This window comes from Rhodococcus sp. KB6 (assembly GCF_001445685.1).
GTDB classification, from domain to species: Bacteria; Actinomycetota; Actinomycetes; order Mycobacteriales; family Mycobacteriaceae; genus Rhodococcus_F; species Rhodococcus_F qingshengii.
Map to the genome: position 1 here is coordinate 36,724 of NZ_LNAK01000057.1, position 15,934 is coordinate 52,657.

The following is a 15,934-nucleotide window of genomic DNA, read 5'->3' on the forward strand; positions in this document are numbered from 1 at the left end:
AAAGACTCCTTCGCTGTGGAACTACTTGATTCGGACATTTCAGAACATACGTCATGTCCAACCGTGGCGGGAGAGCTATCGGCGAAAATCTCTGAATCCCAAAGATTTAGGACTAAAGTCGGATGCTCCGGTGCCTGGAGAACGCGATGGCTGCCGTATCTGGGCGCAGCTCTTCACGTTTCGCGGCGATGGGCGATCGTGCCATCAAAATGGCTGCGGCACAGGCCCATACCAGGGTGATCAGAATGCCAGCTATCACTCCGAAAAGGCCGCTCAGCTCGGCGGCGAGCGCGCTGGCACCGATCGCAGCAACTCCGACGAATCCGAGCCCGGCGACCACCGGACGCCACTGCGGGGCGGAGATCAAGATCGCCGAGCAGTACAGCGCGGTCGCCGCTGCGACGTGACCGCTGGGCAATAGGTCCTGGGGAACATCGGGGAGCCAGGAACCGAATGCCGCGTTGGTGAGATTGGCGCCCATTCCGAGGAGCAGGATCGCGCCGATGCCGTATGGCAGTCCGCGGACCATCGAGACGACGGCCAGAGCGGTAGTGGCTGCGAGTACAGCGGTGACGTCGAATCGGCCTACCGTCCACTCGGCAAGTGCGCGCACCTGTTCCGGGACGCTCAAACCGGGCGAGGTGGGTCGCACGAAATACAAGACGCCCAGCGCTACGACGGCGATCGCGGCAAGGACGAGGAAGCGAGTGGTTGTGGAGGGAGCGGGGTGCTGGGTGGAGGTCGAGACGGTCACGAGTACCAGCATCCCTGTTGAGTCTGTGCCGATCGTGAGGATCAGCTGTGAGGTCTGTAGGCGGTCGGAGAATCGCGCCGAACGACACCCGCACAACCCGCTGCGACCAGGACGCATGCAAACGGGATCAACATTGCTGTGGTGAGAGGCACAAGCTTGGTGACCCAGCCGATGGTTGCCGGCCCGGCGAGGAATCCGATGTATCCCATGCCGACGACGCGAGACATGTTGGTACCGGCCGAACCTGAGCCCAGATTTCCGGCCGTGGTGAAGATCTGCGGAATACATCCCGACAGGCCTGCGCCGAACAGTGCCCAACCGAGCAACGTCAGTGGTAGCCAGCCGGATACCACGACGGTCAGCATTCCGACGGACGACAGCAACGCGCCGTAGCGAACCACGGCCACCGGGCCTACCGCCGCGCTGATCCGATCCGCGGTGAACCGGCCGACGGTCATCATGGCGGAGAATGCGCCGAACGACAGTGCGGCAACGGCATTCGAAACACCGAGATCTTCCTTGACCTGCAGCGCGCTCCAGTCGTTTGCCACTCCCTCGGCCAGCATCAGAACAAAGGCGAGGGTTCCGAGGGCAAGTACGCGAGCCGAGAATCTGCCGTGTGTCTTTCCGGTAGTCGACCCGGTTTCGGCATGCACGTCGACGTGAGGGAGAAGGGGTCGCGAGCACAACCAGACTGCCAGCAAGCCGATTGCCGACGCGATGCTGAGCGTGACGTACGGCGGAAGATCCAGTGCGAGAGTGCCGAATCCGATGACAGAGCCCAATACGCCACCGACCGAGAACATGCCGTGAAAGGCCGCCATGATCGGGCGCCGGTACAACTGTTCGGCCTCGACGGCCTGCGAGTTCATCGACACGTCCAACGCGCCGTTCGCGAAGCCGAATACAACAAGTGCAGCGCCCAGTTGCCAGGTGTTCGTGGCAAATCCCGGGCCGAGAGTGGCGAATGCCAGCCCGCTACCCGCCAGGATGACCATGCGCCTGCTGCCGTATCGATCGGCGAGCGGACCGCTCAATTGCATACCGGCAATGGCTCCGACAGCAAGAAGGAGAAGCAGTGAGCCGAGCGTCGAGTGACTGATCCCCACTCGGTGTTCGATGGACGGGATGTGGACGACCCACATCGCGAGGAGAAATCCGTTGATGCCGAAAATGCCGAAGATGCCGGCGCGGGCGCGCACCAGGGCGGAGGTGGGGACTGCGCGGTCGGTGGGGTTGACGCTCACTCGTTCCTTTCTACAGGTGAGTCAGCAACAGGTCCGGGTTCGCGAGCATCTCTGCGACAAATGAGAGGAATCTCGCGGCCTGCTCACCGGTCAGCACGCGGTGGTCGAACGTCAACGTCAGTGTCACGACGCTCCGCACTTCGATCTTGCGCTCGATCACCCACGGACGCTCGCTCACCGAGCCCAGGCAGAGGATGACGGCTTCTCCTGGATTGAGAAGCGGAATGCCGCCGTCGACGCCGAAGACTCCGACATTGGTGATCGTGACGGTGCCACCGGTCAGGTGATGGACGTCCGTCTTTCCCTCACGGGCAGCGACGGTCAGTTCGGTCACCGCGCGTGCGAGTTGGACCAGGCTCAGGGTCTGGGCGCTCTTGATGTTGGGCACGGACAGTCCACGTTCGGAGGCGACGGCGATGCCGAGATTCACGTGATCGTCGATGACGGCGTCGCCGCGGGCCTCGTCCCAATGCGCGTTCACCATCGGGTGCGAGGCGATGGCGGCCACCATTGCCTTGGCAGCGAGAGTCAGCGGAGTGAGGGACAGTCCGGTGAACGCCTCCGAGGAACGGAGCCTGCCGAGCAGTTCCATCGAAGGCGTGACATCAGCGGTGAGGAAGACGCTGGCCTGCGGAGCGCGGGTGCTGGCAACCATCGCCGACGCCATCTGTTTTCGTATGCCGGACGGGGCCAGGCGTGTCGCGTTATCCGAAGGCGCCTGCACGGTAAGCGCGTCTGCGACGTCAGCCGCGGTGACGGCACCGTCGAATCCGCTGCCGGTGATTTCGCTCAGATCGATGCCGGCTTCGCGGGCCGCGCGCCGCGCCGCGGGGGTTGCGGGCCGTCGCTCGGTACTCGCCGCGGATTGCGAGTCCGGCGTGATCCTGCTCCGTCGTCGGCTCGGTCTCTCGGCCGCGGGTCCGTACCCGACCAGCACACTCGGAGACTGCGAATCACTTGGAGACGGTGAATCTGAAGACTCCTCGATGCGGATGATCGGAGTGCCGACCGGGACGGTAGAGCCAGGTTCGACGAGGAGTGACCTGACAACGCCGACGTAGGGCGACGGCAGTTCGACAAGAGCTTTGGCTGTCTCTACCTGGGCGAGAACTTGATTGAGTGCCACCGTGTCGCCGACGCTGACCGTCCACTCGACCAGATCGGCGGACGTCAGGCCCTCGCCGAGATCCGGCAACCGGAATTCGTGCCCTGTACTCATGCTGCCAGCGTCCGGTCGAGTGCTGCGAGGATCCGGTCGGCGTCCGGAAGGTGAAATCGCTCGAGCTTGGCGGGCGGGTAGGGGATGTCGAATCCGGTGACCCGCAGGATCGGTGACTCCAGCTGATAGAAGCAGTGTTCCGCGACGTGTGCTGCGATTTCGGCGCCGACGCCGAGAAACTTCGGAGCCTCGTGGACGACGACAAGCCGGCCTGTCTTGTTCACCGACGCCTCGATCGTGTCGAAGTCGACGGGGGAGAGTGAACGCAGATCCACCACTTCCAGATCATGCCCCTCTTCTTCGGCGATCCGCGCGGCGTCGAGTGCGGTGGTGACCATGGATCCGTAAGCAACCACTGTCGCGTCGTTCCCCGAGCGGGCGACGCGAGCACGGTGGAGCGGAAGCTCGGGCGCAGCATCGGTATCCACGTCGGCGGTATCCCAGTAGCGCCGTTTGGGTTCGAGGAATATCACCGGGTCGTCGGCCGCAATGGATTGGCGGATCATGTGAAAACCGTCGATCGGATTGCTCGGGTACACCACCCGCAGTCCCGCGGTGTGAGCGAAGTACGCTTCCGGCGACTCCGAATGATGTTCCACCGCACCGATTCCGCCGCCACTGGGAATCCGAATCGTCAGTGGCGCAGAGGCAGCGCCTCGGGTGCGGTACTGGATCTTGGCCACCTGCGAGACGATCTGATCGAAAGCCGGGTAGACAAACCCGTCGAATTGAATTTCGCAGACCGGACGATATCCGCGCAAGGCAAGACCGAAAGCTGTTCCCACGATCCCTGATTCGGCGAGGGGCATGTCGATCACCCGGGTGTCGCCGAAGTCCTTCTGCAGGGCGTCGGTAACCCGGAATACGCCGCCGAGACGGCCGACGTCCTCGCCCATGATGACAACGCGACGATCGTCTTCGAGTGCGCGTCGAAGGCCGGTGTTGAGCGCGGTCACCAGATTCATGACGGTCATGACGAAGCCCCTTCCAGGCTACGGAGATACGCGCGATGCTCTTCGCGTTCAGCGTCGATCAGTGAGTGTGCCTCGGCGTAGACGTGATCGAAGAGCGCTGACGGGGGCGGATCGGCGAGCGCGATGGTTGCGCGTCGCAGTCCAGCGGCGACGTCGTCGGCGGCTGCCGCGATGGTGCTGAGTTCGTTTTCTCCGAGAAGATCGCGACGGCCGAGGAGCAGACGCATTCGCTCGAGCGGATCGCGGCTTCTCCACTCCGACATATCCGTATCGGTGCGGTACCTGCTCGGATCGTCGGAGGTCGTGTGCGGGCCCATTCTGCAGGTGATCGCCTCGATGAACGTCGGGCCGCTGCCTTCGCGTGCGCGATTGAGCGCCGAGCGCGTCACGGCGAGCACGGCAAGGACGTCGTTACCGTCGACGCGGATCGCGGGGATGCCGTAACCGATTGCCCGATGTGAGATGGGCGTGCGTGACTGGAGGGATACCGGTTCACTGATTGCCCACTGGTTGTTCTGGCAGAAGAAGACAACGCCGACACGGAAACTGGCGGCAAATCCCATCGCCTCGGCGATGTCGCCCTGACTTGTGGCGCCGTCGCCGAAGTACGCGATCGTTGCGATCTCGGCGCCGTCCAGGTGTGCGCCGAGTGCGTATCCGGTGGCGTGCAGCCCTTGGGAGCCGACGACGATCGCCGGATTGGTGACGTTGAATTGTTCTGGATCCCAACCGGAATGGGAGATTCCTCGCCACATGGTGGTCAGCAATTCGGGGGGAACACCCCGGCAGTACGCGACGGCATGTTCGCGGTAGCTGGTGAACGCGAAGTCGTCTGGGGCGAGCGCTCTCGCGGAACCGACCTGGGCGGCTTCTTGGCCTAGCATCGGAGCCCACAAACCGATTTCGCCTTGACGCTGCAGGGCAACAGCTTCGGTGTCGATTCGGCGACTCACGACGAGATCGCGATACAACGACAGCAGTTCGTCAGGCCCGATGTCTGTTATCAGGCGGTCGAATTCGGGACGGCACACTCGTGCGCCGTTCGGTTGGATGAGTTGGACCGGATAATCGAGGTTGTCGATCATCTTCGCTCACCTCGGTTTCTGCTCATGCCCGGCGCGCCTCGTGAGTACGCCGCACAATCCCGATGTGTCGTATGCAGTTGTCGCTCTACCATCAGGATCCCCCTGATTGGGAAATCCGCAAGTATTTTCACTGCCGTATCAAGACCTGAACTGCGAACTGGCGAGTAACAAACGTGTCGGTACGGCCAACCGATCGGACTTCAACCGCTAGCATCGGTGCGGTGACTGCAGTCGGTTTGAACGAAGAAGCTGTTTCCGCGTGGATCGCCGAACTGGGGGTCGGCGCCACGACACCACTGACTTTCGAGAGGATCGGTAACGGGCAATCGAACCTGACCTACTCCGTGACGGATGCGGGCGGAGGACGGTGGGTACTGCGCAGACCTCCACTCGGCACGTTGTTGGCGTCCGCGCACGACGTCGTCCGCGAGCACCGCATCCTGTCGTCGCTCCAGGGAACCAAAGTGCCGGTTCCGAAGATCCTCGGCATCACGGAAGATCCGGAGATCACGGACGCTCCGCTGGTCCTCATGAGCTACATCGACGGCGTTGTGATCGACGGCGTTCCGGTGGCTCAGAAGTTGACCGAGGACGAGCGTCGCGCGGTCGGCTTGGCGATGCCCAAAACCCTCGCCAGCATCCACGGAGTTGACCTGGAAGAGACCGGGCTGGACGACCTGGCCAGCCGCAAGCCCTTTGCCGAGCGTCAGCTCAAGCGGTGGTCGGCGCAGTGGGAGAAGTCGAAGACCCGCGATGTTCCGGATGTCGACCGATTGGCCGAGATTCTGCACCGAAACATTCCGGAACAGAACGAAGTGACGTTGGTTCACGGCGACTTCCACCTCAACAACGTCATCACCGATCCGGCCGAGGGGCGCATCGTTGCCGTCGTCGACTGGGAGCTGTGCACGTTGGGGGAGCCGCTCGCGGATCTCGGTGCGCTACTCGCGTACTGGCCGGAAGCCGGTGACAAGGTTGCCGGTCCGTTCATGGCGTCCACGCTGGAAGGCTTCCCGAACCGTGACGAGCTGGTCGCTGCCTACGTCGAGGCGACTGGCCGCGACGTGTCAGCGGTCGGATACTGGCACGTACTCGCTCTGTGGAAGCTCTCGATCATCGCAGAGGGCGTGCTGCGATGCATTCTCGACGATCCGCGCAACAAGGCCGAGCACGGCGGCCCGACGGTCGCGCTGATCGACGGAATCGTTGCACGCGCCGTCTTGACGGCAGATCAGCTCGGCCTGAGCTAGTTTTCGGTCAAGGTCCCGGCTGCCGATCTGATGGCCGCCGGGATCTCCACCGGCTTACGGGTGTCGGCGTCGACGTAGACGTGCACGAAGCGCCCGGTCGCGGCAGGTTCCCAATGGCCGCTTTCGACCTCGTGGAATATCGCCAGCGCGTAGACGATGCTCTTGGTGCCGAGCTTCTCGACGGAGATACCCACCTGCAACTGCTCGGGGAACGACAGCTCGCTCAGGTACCGGCACGACGTCTCGGCGACGACGCCGATGGCAGGCAGGGTGCGGATGTCGGTTCCTGTGGAAGACATCAGCCAGGCGTTGACCGCGGTGTCGAAGTACGAGTAGTAGGTCACGTTGTTGACGTGGCCGTAGTGATCGTTGTCGTCCCACCGCGTCGGGACGGGCCAGAGAACGGGAAACTCGCTGATCGACGGGGGCGTCTGCGCTGTGCTCACGGCTTCGACTGTAGTGAGGACTTTCGCGAGAGTGGGGGCAGGGTGGTGCCCTGTAGGACTGCACGCACGATCAGCCCCACTAACAGCGCCCAGAATGCCGATCCGATTCCCAGGATACTGACCCCGGATGCGGCGATCAGAAACGTGACCACGGCGCCTTCACGTTCACTCGCCTCGCTCAGCGCCGACGTGAGGGCGCCGGCAAGCGTTGCCAGGAGCGCCAGTCCGGCAACAGTTTCCATGACTCCGGCCGGTGCGGCGGCTACCAGAGCGGCCACCGCGGCCGCGCCGGCAGCGAGAACGAGATACGCCCAGCCTGCGGTGAAGGCAGCGATCCATCGACGTTTGGGATCCGGATGTGCGGTGGGGGCGGCGGCCAGGGCTGCGCTGATCGCCGCGAGGTTGATCGCATGGCCACCGGCCGGTGCGCCGACGATGGTGCCGATACCCGTCACGATCATCGACGGCCGCCAGGGAACGGTGTATCCGAACGAATTCATCACGGCCACACCGGGAATGTTCTGCGAAGCCATCGTGACGATGTAGAGGGGAATCGCAATGCCGATCATTGCCTGCCAGGTCCACGACGGCGCGGTGAGATCGATGCGGGGAATCATGGCGCCGGCGTCGAGCACTCGATCCGACGTGACGAGGCTGATCCCGATCACGACCGCTGCTGTGAGAAACGCGAGCGGAACCGCCCATCGCTTGGAGAAGCGCTGCGCGGCAAGCCAAACCAGGATGACGGGCGCGACCGCTGCCGGTGCGTCCCGGACGGCGATGATCGGCGCCAGGCACAACGGCATCAGAACCCCGGCGAGCATCGCTTGCGCGAGGGGCGTCGGGATTGCCGAGATGATCCTTCCGAGCGTCGGCCACAGTCCGGTCAGCACGATCGCGATTCCGACGACGATGAATGCTCCGACCGCGGCCGGCCACCCACCCTCGACCGCTCCGGCGCCGGCGAGCAGAGCGGCACCGGGCGTCGACCAGGCCAGGGTGATCGGCATCCGATACCGGCGTGAGAGCCAGAGCATTCCCAACGCTTGGGTCACACACAGAACCAGCAGTCCGGACGCCGCCTCGGTTGCGTCCGCACCGACAGCCGCGAGGCCGGTGAGCACCACCGCGAACGAACTGGTGAAGCCGACGAGGGCCGTGACGATGCCTGCGCTCATCGGTTGCGAGTTGCTGCGAACGGCTTCCGGTTCGGTGGTATCTGTGGAGTCCGACATGGTCAGTGATTCTGCCCGACCCGCCCCAGACCCGATTTACCTGTCCGGTCGGATGGGTGAGGTGACCGCTTTGCCGTAGATGAGGTGCGTTTGGGCGTGCCAGACCTCGGGATGTGCGGCGAGGTGGTCGATCAATACTCGCTGTAGATGAGCACTGTCACGGACCGCGACGTGGAGGAAGAAATCCTCAGGCCCCGAGACGTTGAAGAGCGCAAGCGTTTCCGGCAGTGCTAGGGCGTCGGCGGTGAACCGGTCGACGAGGTCGCGGCGGTGTGGTCGCAGTTGAACGGCGATGATCGCCTGCATCGACCGGCCAACGGCTGCCGGATCGACAACCGCGTGGATACCGCTGATCGTTCCGTTGGCACGTAGGCGTCGTACGCGCTCGTGGCACGAGGACGTCGCCAAGCCGACTCGATCGGCCAACACCTTGTTGGTGATCGACGCGTCGTTCTGCAATTCGGCCAAAATCTTCCAGTCCACCGGATCCAGAGGCTCATTCTTCGTCATCTGCCGAACTATATCCGGAGTCGTTTTGAACTTCCCGGATCCAGTTGCACACTCCTGGCATGAACATGTGTCTCGAATCAGCTCGGGTGTGAGGTATTTCGGATGAGTGTCGGTCAATGGCTCGCTTTCGGCTCCCTGCTATCCATCGTCCTGTTCACGCCGGGACCGGATTTTGTCCTGATCCTGCGTCATTCTCTGGCAGATCGTCGGACCGGCGCGGTGGTGGCCGCCGGTGTGATTTCCGGGCTCTTCGTTCACACCGCTGCCGCGTCACTTGGTCTCTCCGCACTTGTGGCGACACGGCCACAGTTGCTCTCTGCGCTCACATACGCCGGGGCGGCATATCTGACCTGGCTCGGCATCTCCGCGATTCGAAGTGCTTTCAAAGCCCGAGCCTCGGACGAGGGAATTCCGGCAGCGAAAGAACCGATCGGGGTCACCACGGCATTTCGCTACGGCTTCCTCTCGAACCTGCTGAACCCGAAGGCGCTGTTGTTCTTTCTCGGGCTACTCCCGCAATTCATCGAGCCGGGTGAAGGCGCAGGGCTGCGCACGTTGATGTTGGCGGGCGCGACGGTGGTCGCCGCGGCACTGTGGTGGGCGATCGTGGTGGTGTTGGCGGCCGGAGCCGGCAAGAAGCTGCGTCGCCCTGGCGTCGGCAAGCGAATCGACGTGGTGACGGGAGTGTTGTTGGTGGGCCTCGGTGCCTTCTTCGGGGTTGCATGAGTGGTCGTGTCAGGATGGGCTCATGACACTTCCCGTGCTGATCGACGTCGAAGAACTGTCCGCTCTCATCGAGGCCGGCGCTGCGCCGCGATTGCTCGATGTCCGATGGGCGCTGGGTGATTCGAACGGCGAGCAGCATTTTCGCGACGGCCATATTCCCGGTGCGGTATTCGTGAACCTCGACGAGGAACTTGCCTCGCCGCCGTCGCCGGGCAAGGGAAGGCATCCGCTGCCGAGTCTCGAAGACCTGCAGGCCGCGGCGCGTCGTTGGGGAATCGACGACGGTGATTCGGTGGTGATTTACGACGCCACCGGCAACACGGCCGCTGCCCGTGGTTGGTGGCTGCTGCGGTGGGCCGGACTCTCGGATGTCCGACTGCTCGACGGCGGGCTGCAGGCCTGGGAGTCCGCAGGACTGCCGTTGGCGGCCGGTATCGGCGAGTCCGTCAGCCCGGGCGACGTGACTTTCACCGGCGGCAACATGCCGACTGTCGACATCGACGGTGTCGGCAACTGGACGAGCGAGGGCGGTGTCCTTCTCGACGCCCGAGCCGGGGAGCGGTACCGCGGCGAGGTCGAGCCGATGGATCCCGTCGCAGGGCACATCCCCGGTGCGGTGAACGCGCCGGCCGCCGAGAACATCACCGGCGACGGGCGATTCCTGGATACGACCCACCTGCGTGAGCGATTCGCCGGACTGGGCGTCGGAGACAAGGTGGCGGTGTACTGCGGATCCGGAGTGACTGCAGCGCACGAGATCGCGGCGCTCGCGATCGCCGGCTACGACGCGACGCTGTTCCCGGGCTCGTCGTCACAGTGGTCCAACGACAGCACTCGCGCCGTCGACACCGGAGCCTGAGTCAGCTCTTGGTGCGATCGATGAATGACGGCACGAGAAACCACAGCGCCGTGAACATGATCGCGGCGCACGCTGCCAAAACCTTTGCGGCAACTCCGCCGACGGCGACCTCGGCGATCAACAGGACCGTGCCGGTCATGGAGGCGGCCAGAAAGGCTATGCCGCACAGGGCGAATCGGTTGGCCACGGGCAATATGTTCTCGCGGTGCCCACGGCGGAAAAGCATGCGATGCCAGACCGCGGGTGCCATCAGGAACCCGAACGAGATGGCAACAAGGATCACCGTCACCAAGTGGATGCCGCGGATGTACGCCGACGCTTCCTCGTAGCGTTCGGTGAATGCCACGGCCAGCAGGAAGGCAAACAGGATCTGCACACCAGAGAGCGCGACGCGCAGCTCTTGCAACAACTCGTTGAAGTTCCGCGCGAGTTGTTGAGGTGGAGTCTCCCCGGTCTCGTTCACGGCGACGTGGTTCCTACGCCCGTGAGTATTCCGACGCTCGCTGGATCTGCTCCGCGCTCGGGCGCACACCGGTGTAGAGAACGAACTGCTCGGCGGCCTGAAGGGCAATGACCGACGCTCCTGTGATCGCCGTTTTGCCGAGTTCGGTCGCCAACGCGATCAGTGGCGTCTTCGAAGGCATCGCGACGACGTCGAAGACGACATCGGCTGCGCGCACTGCGTGCTCGGGGAACGACAGTGCATCTGCTTCTGCGCCGCCGGACATACCGATCGGGGTGGCGTTGATCAGCACACCGGGACGAAGCTCACCGAGTTCGGCCTGCCAGTCGAAGCCGTACTGCTTCGCAAGCGATGACCCCACTTGCTGGTTGCGGGCGATCACGGTGACGTCGGTGAATCCGGTGTCGCGCACCGCGGCGACGACTGCTTTTGCCATGCCACCGCTGCCGGCGACAGCGACGGACAGGCTCGTGTCGACGTTGTTGTCACGCAGTAGATCGGCCACCGCCTGATAGTCGGTGTTGTAGGCGTGCAGCACTCCGGACTCGTTGACGATCGTGTTGACGGAGTCGATGGCGCTGGCCGAATCATGCATGACGTCGATGTGCTCGATGACCTGTTCCTTGAACGGCATCGACACCCCGCAGCCTCGAATCCCGAGTGCTCGGATGCCGCCGATCGCGGCTGGCACGTCTTCGGTGGTGAAGGCTTTGTAGACGAAGTTCAGGCCCAATTCTTCGTAGAGGTAATTGTGAAATCTGGTGCCGATGTTGCTCGGTCGCCCGGAGAGCGACATGCACAGGAGCGTGTCCTTGTTGAGGTCGACGGTCATCGTTCCCACTCTAATCGCGAGTTCGGAGTAGTTCTTGATGGAGGAGTGCACCCATCCGGATGGCCCGCAGCGCCGAATGTCGGGTATCCGATCGAAGCACCACTCGCACCGACAGAGCCGAGACGACATGGTCACACAGAACATCGACGAGCACCCGAGCACCGAATCTCGTCCACCGCGTCGTAGATGGGCTGCTCACGCGATCTCCGGGGTCTTGGCCGCGGCTGTCGTCCTGGGCGTCGGTGAACTGGTGGCGCTGCCGATCAACCCGGACGCGTCGCCCTTCTACGCGGTAGGTGCGACTACCGTCGACCGAACGCCGGCGTGGGCTCGCGAGTTCGCGATCGACACTTTCGGTACCAATGACAAGCCGGCGCTGTTCATCGGAATGTCGATCTTGATCGTTCTGCTCGGTGCGGTGGCCGGGCTCCTGGAACGGCGACGCCGCCCGATCGGCAGCGTCATTCTCGTTCTTCTGGGCGCGGTTGGTGTGTATGCGGCGATGCAGCGCCCGACTGCCGATGCGATGTACGTGTTCCCGACGCTGGTCGGTGTGGTGGCGGGCGTCGCAACCTTGCGGTTGCTGATCACACAACTCGAAGTGCCGCTCTCGCCGGGCGTCGCCGACTCGTGGTTGCCTCGTCGTCAGTTCCTCCTGCTTGCGGGTGCGGCGTTGGCAGTGGCTGCGGCAGCGGGTGCGGCCGGGAAGTTCGTGGGGCAGAGAATCGCCGGAGCAGTAGCGAATCGTGAAGATTTTGTCGTGCCCACCGCCGCTGACCCGGCGCCGCCGATTCCGGCGGGTGCGGACATCGCGATTGCGGGTGCGTCGACGTACATCACGCCCAACGACGACTTCTACCGAATCGACACTGCACTCCTCGTTCCGCAATTGACGACGGATTCGTGGGAACTGCGGATTCACGGAATGGTGGACCGCGAGATGACGTTGTCGTTCGACGATCTGGTGGCGCGAACGCCCATCGAGCGAGTCATCACGCTGACGTGTGTCTCGAACGAGGTGGGCGGCGTTCTGGCCGGGAACGCGAAGTGGATCGGTTATCCCATGAAGGACCTGCTCGACGAAGTCGGTGTCCATCCCGACGCCGACATGCTCCTCTCGACCAGCGTCGACGGCTTCACAGTCGGCACCCCGGTCGAGATAGTCACCGACGGCCGTGACGCGATTCTCGCCGTGGCGATGAACGGTGAGCCGTTGCCGTTCGAGCACGGCTATCCCGTTCGGCAGGTCGTTCCCGGTCTGTACGGTTTCGTCTCCGCCACCAAGTGGGTGACGGAGTGGGAACTCACGCGTTTCGACAAGGTCGAGGCCTATTGGACCCAGCGCGGTTGGGGTGCGCAGGCACCGATCAAGACGTCCTCGCGTATCGAGGTGCCGGCAGCTCTGGCTCCCATCGAGCCGGGCCAGGTGCTGGTGGCGGGAACGGCCTGGGCGCAGCATCGCGGGATCGAGAAGGTCGAGGTTCGCGTCGACAACGGTGAATGGCAACCGGCGACACTGGCGCAGGAGTACTCGATCGACACCTGGCGTCAATGGTCGTGGATGTGGGATGCAGGCTCGGGTTTGCACACGGTGCAGGTCAGAGCGACGGATCTGGACGGGAACGTTCAGGTGGAAGAGCGCACTCCGCCGATTCCCGGTGGCGCCACGGGATGGCACACCAGGTCGTTCACCGTGAAGTGACGTCGGAATCCGAATGAGGTTCGGTATACAGACGAACAACGCGCTGAGCCATCCATCCGGCGATCAGGGTTCGCAGGCCGAAGTCGAACGTGTCGTCGGTTCGCAGTGGGGTCGTAGCCTCGCGCGTGATCTCGCTCGGGTTGGAGGATTGGGTCCATGCGACATCCGGCGTCGAGAGTTTCACGACTGATCCGAGAACCAGACTGTCCAGCGTGGAGATTGCGTGACGAGTGTCGGCCGAATCGAAACCCCCGTCCGAAAATGCCTGAACCAGTGCAGTATCGATATCAAAAGTTACCTCGGTGCGGACGCTGCGGGTCATGAGTAGCGGGATGAGGCGCCAGTGCTCGACCGCAGCTCGGCGATAGGCCCACCCCCACGCGCTGATCCGTTCGCTCCACCCTGCCGGTGGGTGGGGGACAGAGATCGACGACATCACGCGGATGCGCATGAGTTCGACGATCTCGGATCGACCCGAAATATGTGTGTAGAGCGAAGACGGAGTCACGTTCAATTGCTTGGCGATCCCGGGCATGGTGAAGTCGCCGGTCGCGTCGACAGCATCCAGAGCCGCGTCGGTGATGTTTCGCGTGGACAGTATCGGCTGGGTGGGACGCGGCATCGATTCTCCTGGTGAGGGATTCGTCAGCAATCTCGGACTTCATCGAGTGATGACAACTCCTTGATTTCGGGAGCCGATATGCATCATACTAACCGAACCCTATTCGGTATGTCGGCGGAATCTTCCGGCGATCGGTACACGTCGGAGGAACATTCAATATGTCTGTCGTATGGCTGACCGGTGCAACGATCATCGACGGGACGGGCGCCGACCCGATCGAGAACTGCGCTGTTGCTGTGGAAAACGGGCGCATCAGTGCACTCGGTGGCACGCCACCCACGGGGGCGGAGGTGCTGGACTGCGCTGGGCTGACAATCACGCCCGGCCTCATCGACGCACACGTTCATCTCGGTGGATCGAGCGATCTCGCACCGAGCCTGCGGCGTCAGATCTCGGTAGCCGAGCTCGCTGCAGACATGTTCGCGACCTGCGCATCGACCCTCGACGGGGGATTCACCACTGTTCGTGACTGCGGCGGAATCGACGGTGGACTCGCCGGAGTTGTCGCCTCGGGCAAGATTCCGGGTCCGCGGATCATTCAGTGCGGCCCGATCCAGTGCCAGACCGGTGGACACGGACACCTGGCGGCCGAATGGGAGCCGACTTCGGACTGGTCCGATCATGACATCCCCGGATTACGGTGTATGTCTCTGCTTTCCGACGGTCCGCACGAGATGCGAAAGAACGTTCGCGAGACGTTCCGCAGGGGTGCGGACTTCCTCAAACTGTGTGTCACAGGGGGAGTGGTATCGACTCATGACAAGCTCACCGATACCCAGTTCACGGTCGACGAGATCGAAGTTGCCGTCGAGGAAGCCAATGCGCGCGGTACCTATGTCACGGTGCATGCCCACAACAACGAGGGAATCCGTAACGCTGTCACTGCCGGGGCAAAATGCGTCGAGCACGGCTCAGGTATCGACGACGAGACTGCCAAGTTGATGGCCGAGCACGAAGTAGCGTTGGTGCCGACGTTGGCTGTGGTGCAGGCGCTCTCGGACAGTGCGGCGTCGGTGGGTCTGCCCGAATCGATTTCGGCTCGCATCGGAAAGATGATGCAGGGGCAGATCGACGGGCTCCTCGCCGCTCGAAATGCCGGGGTCAGAGTGGGCTTGGGATCGGACCTCATCGGTACCGATCAAACGGGCCGGGGAATGGAGCTAGTCCTGCGCGCCAAGGTCGAAACCCCGATGGACGCATTGGTTTCCGCTACCCGGATCAACGCCGACATTCTCGGTATCGCCGACGAGGTCGGCACCATCGAAGTCGGCAAGTTCGCCGACCTCGTTGCATTCCGCGGCAATCCGTTGACGGATCCGTCCATCTTCGCCGATCGTGAGCGCATCGCACTCGTCATTCAGAGCGGTCGAGTGGTGAAGGACGGCCGGTAGCTCAACAGCGAGTGGCGAGTTCTGTCAACGCCGAGTGATCCGCCCGGCTGACCGGTAAGCCGTAGGAAATCGCGACGGTCAAGTACTTGCCGGCGTAAAAGCATCGGTATGCAGGATTGGGCGGCAACCACTCACTGGGCGTGCTGTCGCCTTTCGACTGGTTGTCGGGGCCGTTGACGGCCAACAGGTTCAGTGACGTGTCGTTCGCGAACCTCATCCGAAGCGCGGGCGTCCAGGAGTTCGCGCCGAAGTCCCAAGCCGCGGCGAGTGGGAAGACGTGGTCGATCTGGACGGACTTGGCCTGGCTGCGTTCGAATTCGATGCGATCACCGGAGTACGGGTCGGTCATCGCGCCCGACAGTACGACGCAGTCACGTGTTCCCGGTTTGAACACCACGTCCGAGAGATCTTGGGCCAGGACGTTGTTGCGGGTATCGCACCCGTCGTGGCCACCTGGAGCGTCCTGGTCGTCGGACCACGCGGGGCCGAAGACGCAGGCTTCTCTGAACAAGAATTCAAGCTTGGTAATCATGTGGAAGTCCTTCCCGAGATCGATCCGAATCCAGGCATTCCGAGGTCAGTTGTTGCCGATCCTCGTTTCATCGTGGCATCGACCTGT

Annotated in this window: 16 protein-coding genes and 1 pseudogene; 5 read left to right on the top strand and 12 right to left on the bottom strand. The window is 63.2% G+C overall.

The features are described from left to right. Positions 1–112 precede the first annotated feature (112 nt). The 5 genes from ASU23_RS11895 to pdhA are packed head-to-tail and all read right to left on the bottom strand — an operon-like array spanning position 113 to position 5,279. Complete coding sequence (locus ASU23_RS11895) at positions 113–754, bottom strand: hypothetical protein (RefSeq protein ID WP_003941332.1); 642 nt, start codon at positions 752–754, stop codon at positions 113–115. 41 nt (positions 755–795) lie between these two features. Further along, on the bottom strand, positions 796–2,001 hold the full coding sequence (locus ASU23_RS11900) for an MFS transporter (RefSeq protein WP_058037979.1): 1,206 nt from the start codon (positions 1,999–2,001) through the stop codon (positions 796–798). Positions 2,002–2,011: 10 nt separating this feature from the next. Next, positions 2,012–3,220: a dihydrolipoamide acetyltransferase family protein gene (locus ASU23_RS11905; RefSeq protein ID WP_058037980.1), complete on the bottom strand. Its 1,209-nt coding sequence runs from the start codon at positions 3,218–3,220 to the stop codon at positions 2,012–2,014. Further along, on the bottom strand, positions 3,217–4,194 hold the full coding sequence (locus ASU23_RS11910) for an alpha-ketoacid dehydrogenase subunit beta (RefSeq protein WP_058037981.1): 978 nt from the start codon (positions 4,192–4,194) through the stop codon (positions 3,217–3,219). The genes ASU23_RS11905 and ASU23_RS11910 overlap by 4 nt, the downstream gene beginning before the upstream one ends. Continuing rightward, on the bottom strand, positions 4,191–5,279 hold the full coding sequence (gene pdhA, locus ASU23_RS11915; protein WP_058037982.1) for a pyruvate dehydrogenase (acetyl-transferring) E1 component subunit alpha: 1,089 nt from the start codon (positions 5,277–5,279) through the stop codon (positions 4,191–4,193). Before pdhA ends, ASU23_RS11910 begins: the two co-directional genes overlap by 4 nt. A 221-nt stretch (positions 5,280–5,500) precedes the next feature. Between pdhA and ASU23_RS11920 the strand changes: the two genes are divergently transcribed. After that, positions 5,501–6,529, top strand: coding sequence for a phosphotransferase family protein (locus tag ASU23_RS11920; protein WP_058037983.1), 1,029 nt, complete (start codon positions 5,501–5,503; stop codon positions 6,527–6,529). Here ASU23_RS11920 and ASU23_RS11925 read toward each other — a convergent pair. From ASU23_RS11925 to ASU23_RS11935, 3 genes are read right to left on the bottom strand one after another with little or no spacing between them, the layout of a single operon-like run. Continuing rightward, positions 6,526–6,975: a thioesterase family protein gene (locus tag ASU23_RS11925; protein ID WP_007726113.1), complete on the bottom strand. Its 450-nt coding sequence runs from the start codon at positions 6,973–6,975 to the stop codon at positions 6,526–6,528. The genes ASU23_RS11920 and ASU23_RS11925 overlap by 4 nt on opposite strands. Next, a complete protein-coding gene (locus ASU23_RS11930) occupies positions 6,972–8,210 on the bottom strand; it encodes a benzoate/H(+) symporter BenE family transporter (protein ID WP_058037984.1) in 1,239 nt (412 codons plus the stop codon). Before ASU23_RS11930 ends, ASU23_RS11925 begins: the two co-directional genes overlap by 4 nt. Positions 8,211–8,246: 36 nt before the next feature. Then, complete coding sequence (locus tag ASU23_RS11935) at positions 8,247–8,720, bottom strand: Lrp/AsnC family transcriptional regulator (RefSeq protein ID WP_003941284.1); 474 nt, start codon at positions 8,718–8,720, stop codon at positions 8,247–8,249. A 102-nt stretch (positions 8,721–8,822) separates the two neighbouring features. On the opposite strand from ASU23_RS11935, the gene ASU23_RS11940 reads away from it, so the two are divergent. Together ASU23_RS11940 and ASU23_RS11945 are read left to right on the top strand one after the other, a co-directional pair. Beyond that, positions 8,823–9,446, top strand: coding sequence for a LysE family translocator (locus ASU23_RS11940; protein WP_058037985.1), 624 nt, complete (start codon positions 8,823–8,825; stop codon positions 9,444–9,446). A gap of 22 nt (positions 9,447–9,468) precedes the next feature. Then, a complete protein-coding gene (locus ASU23_RS11945; protein ID WP_058037986.1) occupies positions 9,469–10,305 on the top strand; it encodes a sulfurtransferase in 837 nt (278 codons plus the stop codon). Between the two features lies 1 nt (position 10,306). Here the strand turns inward: ASU23_RS11945 and ASU23_RS11950 are convergent, their stop codons facing one another. Beyond that, positions 10,307–10,768: a DUF6328 family protein gene (locus tag ASU23_RS11950; RefSeq protein WP_003941357.1), complete on the bottom strand. Its 462-nt coding sequence runs from the start codon at positions 10,766–10,768 to the stop codon at positions 10,307–10,309. Between the two features lie 13 nt (positions 10,769–10,781). Next, positions 10,782–11,600, bottom strand: a complete 819-nt coding sequence (locus ASU23_RS11955) for a shikimate 5-dehydrogenase (protein ID WP_007726117.1) — start codon at positions 11,598–11,600, stop codon at positions 10,782–10,784. A gap of 127 nt (positions 11,601–11,727) precedes the next feature. Here ASU23_RS11955 and ASU23_RS11960 point away from each other — a divergent pair, with 127 nt between their 5' ends. Then, complete coding sequence (locus ASU23_RS11960) at positions 11,728–13,302, top strand: molybdopterin-dependent oxidoreductase (RefSeq protein ID WP_020908339.1); 1,575 nt, start codon at positions 11,728–11,730, stop codon at positions 13,300–13,302. Here the strand turns inward: ASU23_RS11960 and ASU23_RS11965 are convergent. Further along, the gene (locus ASU23_RS11965; protein WP_007726121.1) at positions 13,289–13,924 is read right to left on the bottom strand and encodes a TetR/AcrR family transcriptional regulator C-terminal domain-containing protein; all 636 of its coding nucleotides are present in this window, start codon (positions 13,922–13,924) and stop codon (positions 13,289–13,291) included. The two genes, ASU23_RS11960 and ASU23_RS11965, sit on opposite strands and share 14 nt — an antisense overlap. Before the next feature lie 158 nt (positions 13,925–14,082). On the opposite strand from ASU23_RS11965, the gene ASU23_RS11970 reads away from it, so the two are divergent. After that, positions 14,083–15,315, top strand: coding sequence for an amidohydrolase family protein (locus ASU23_RS11970; protein WP_058037987.1), 1,233 nt, complete (start codon positions 14,083–14,085; stop codon positions 15,313–15,315). Between the two features lies 1 nt (position 15,316). Here ASU23_RS11970 and ASU23_RS11975 read toward each other — a convergent pair. After that, positions 15,317–15,817: pseudogene (locus tag ASU23_RS11975) on the bottom strand (HNH endonuclease family protein); the annotation flags it as partial. Positions 15,818–15,934 lie beyond the last annotated feature (117 nt).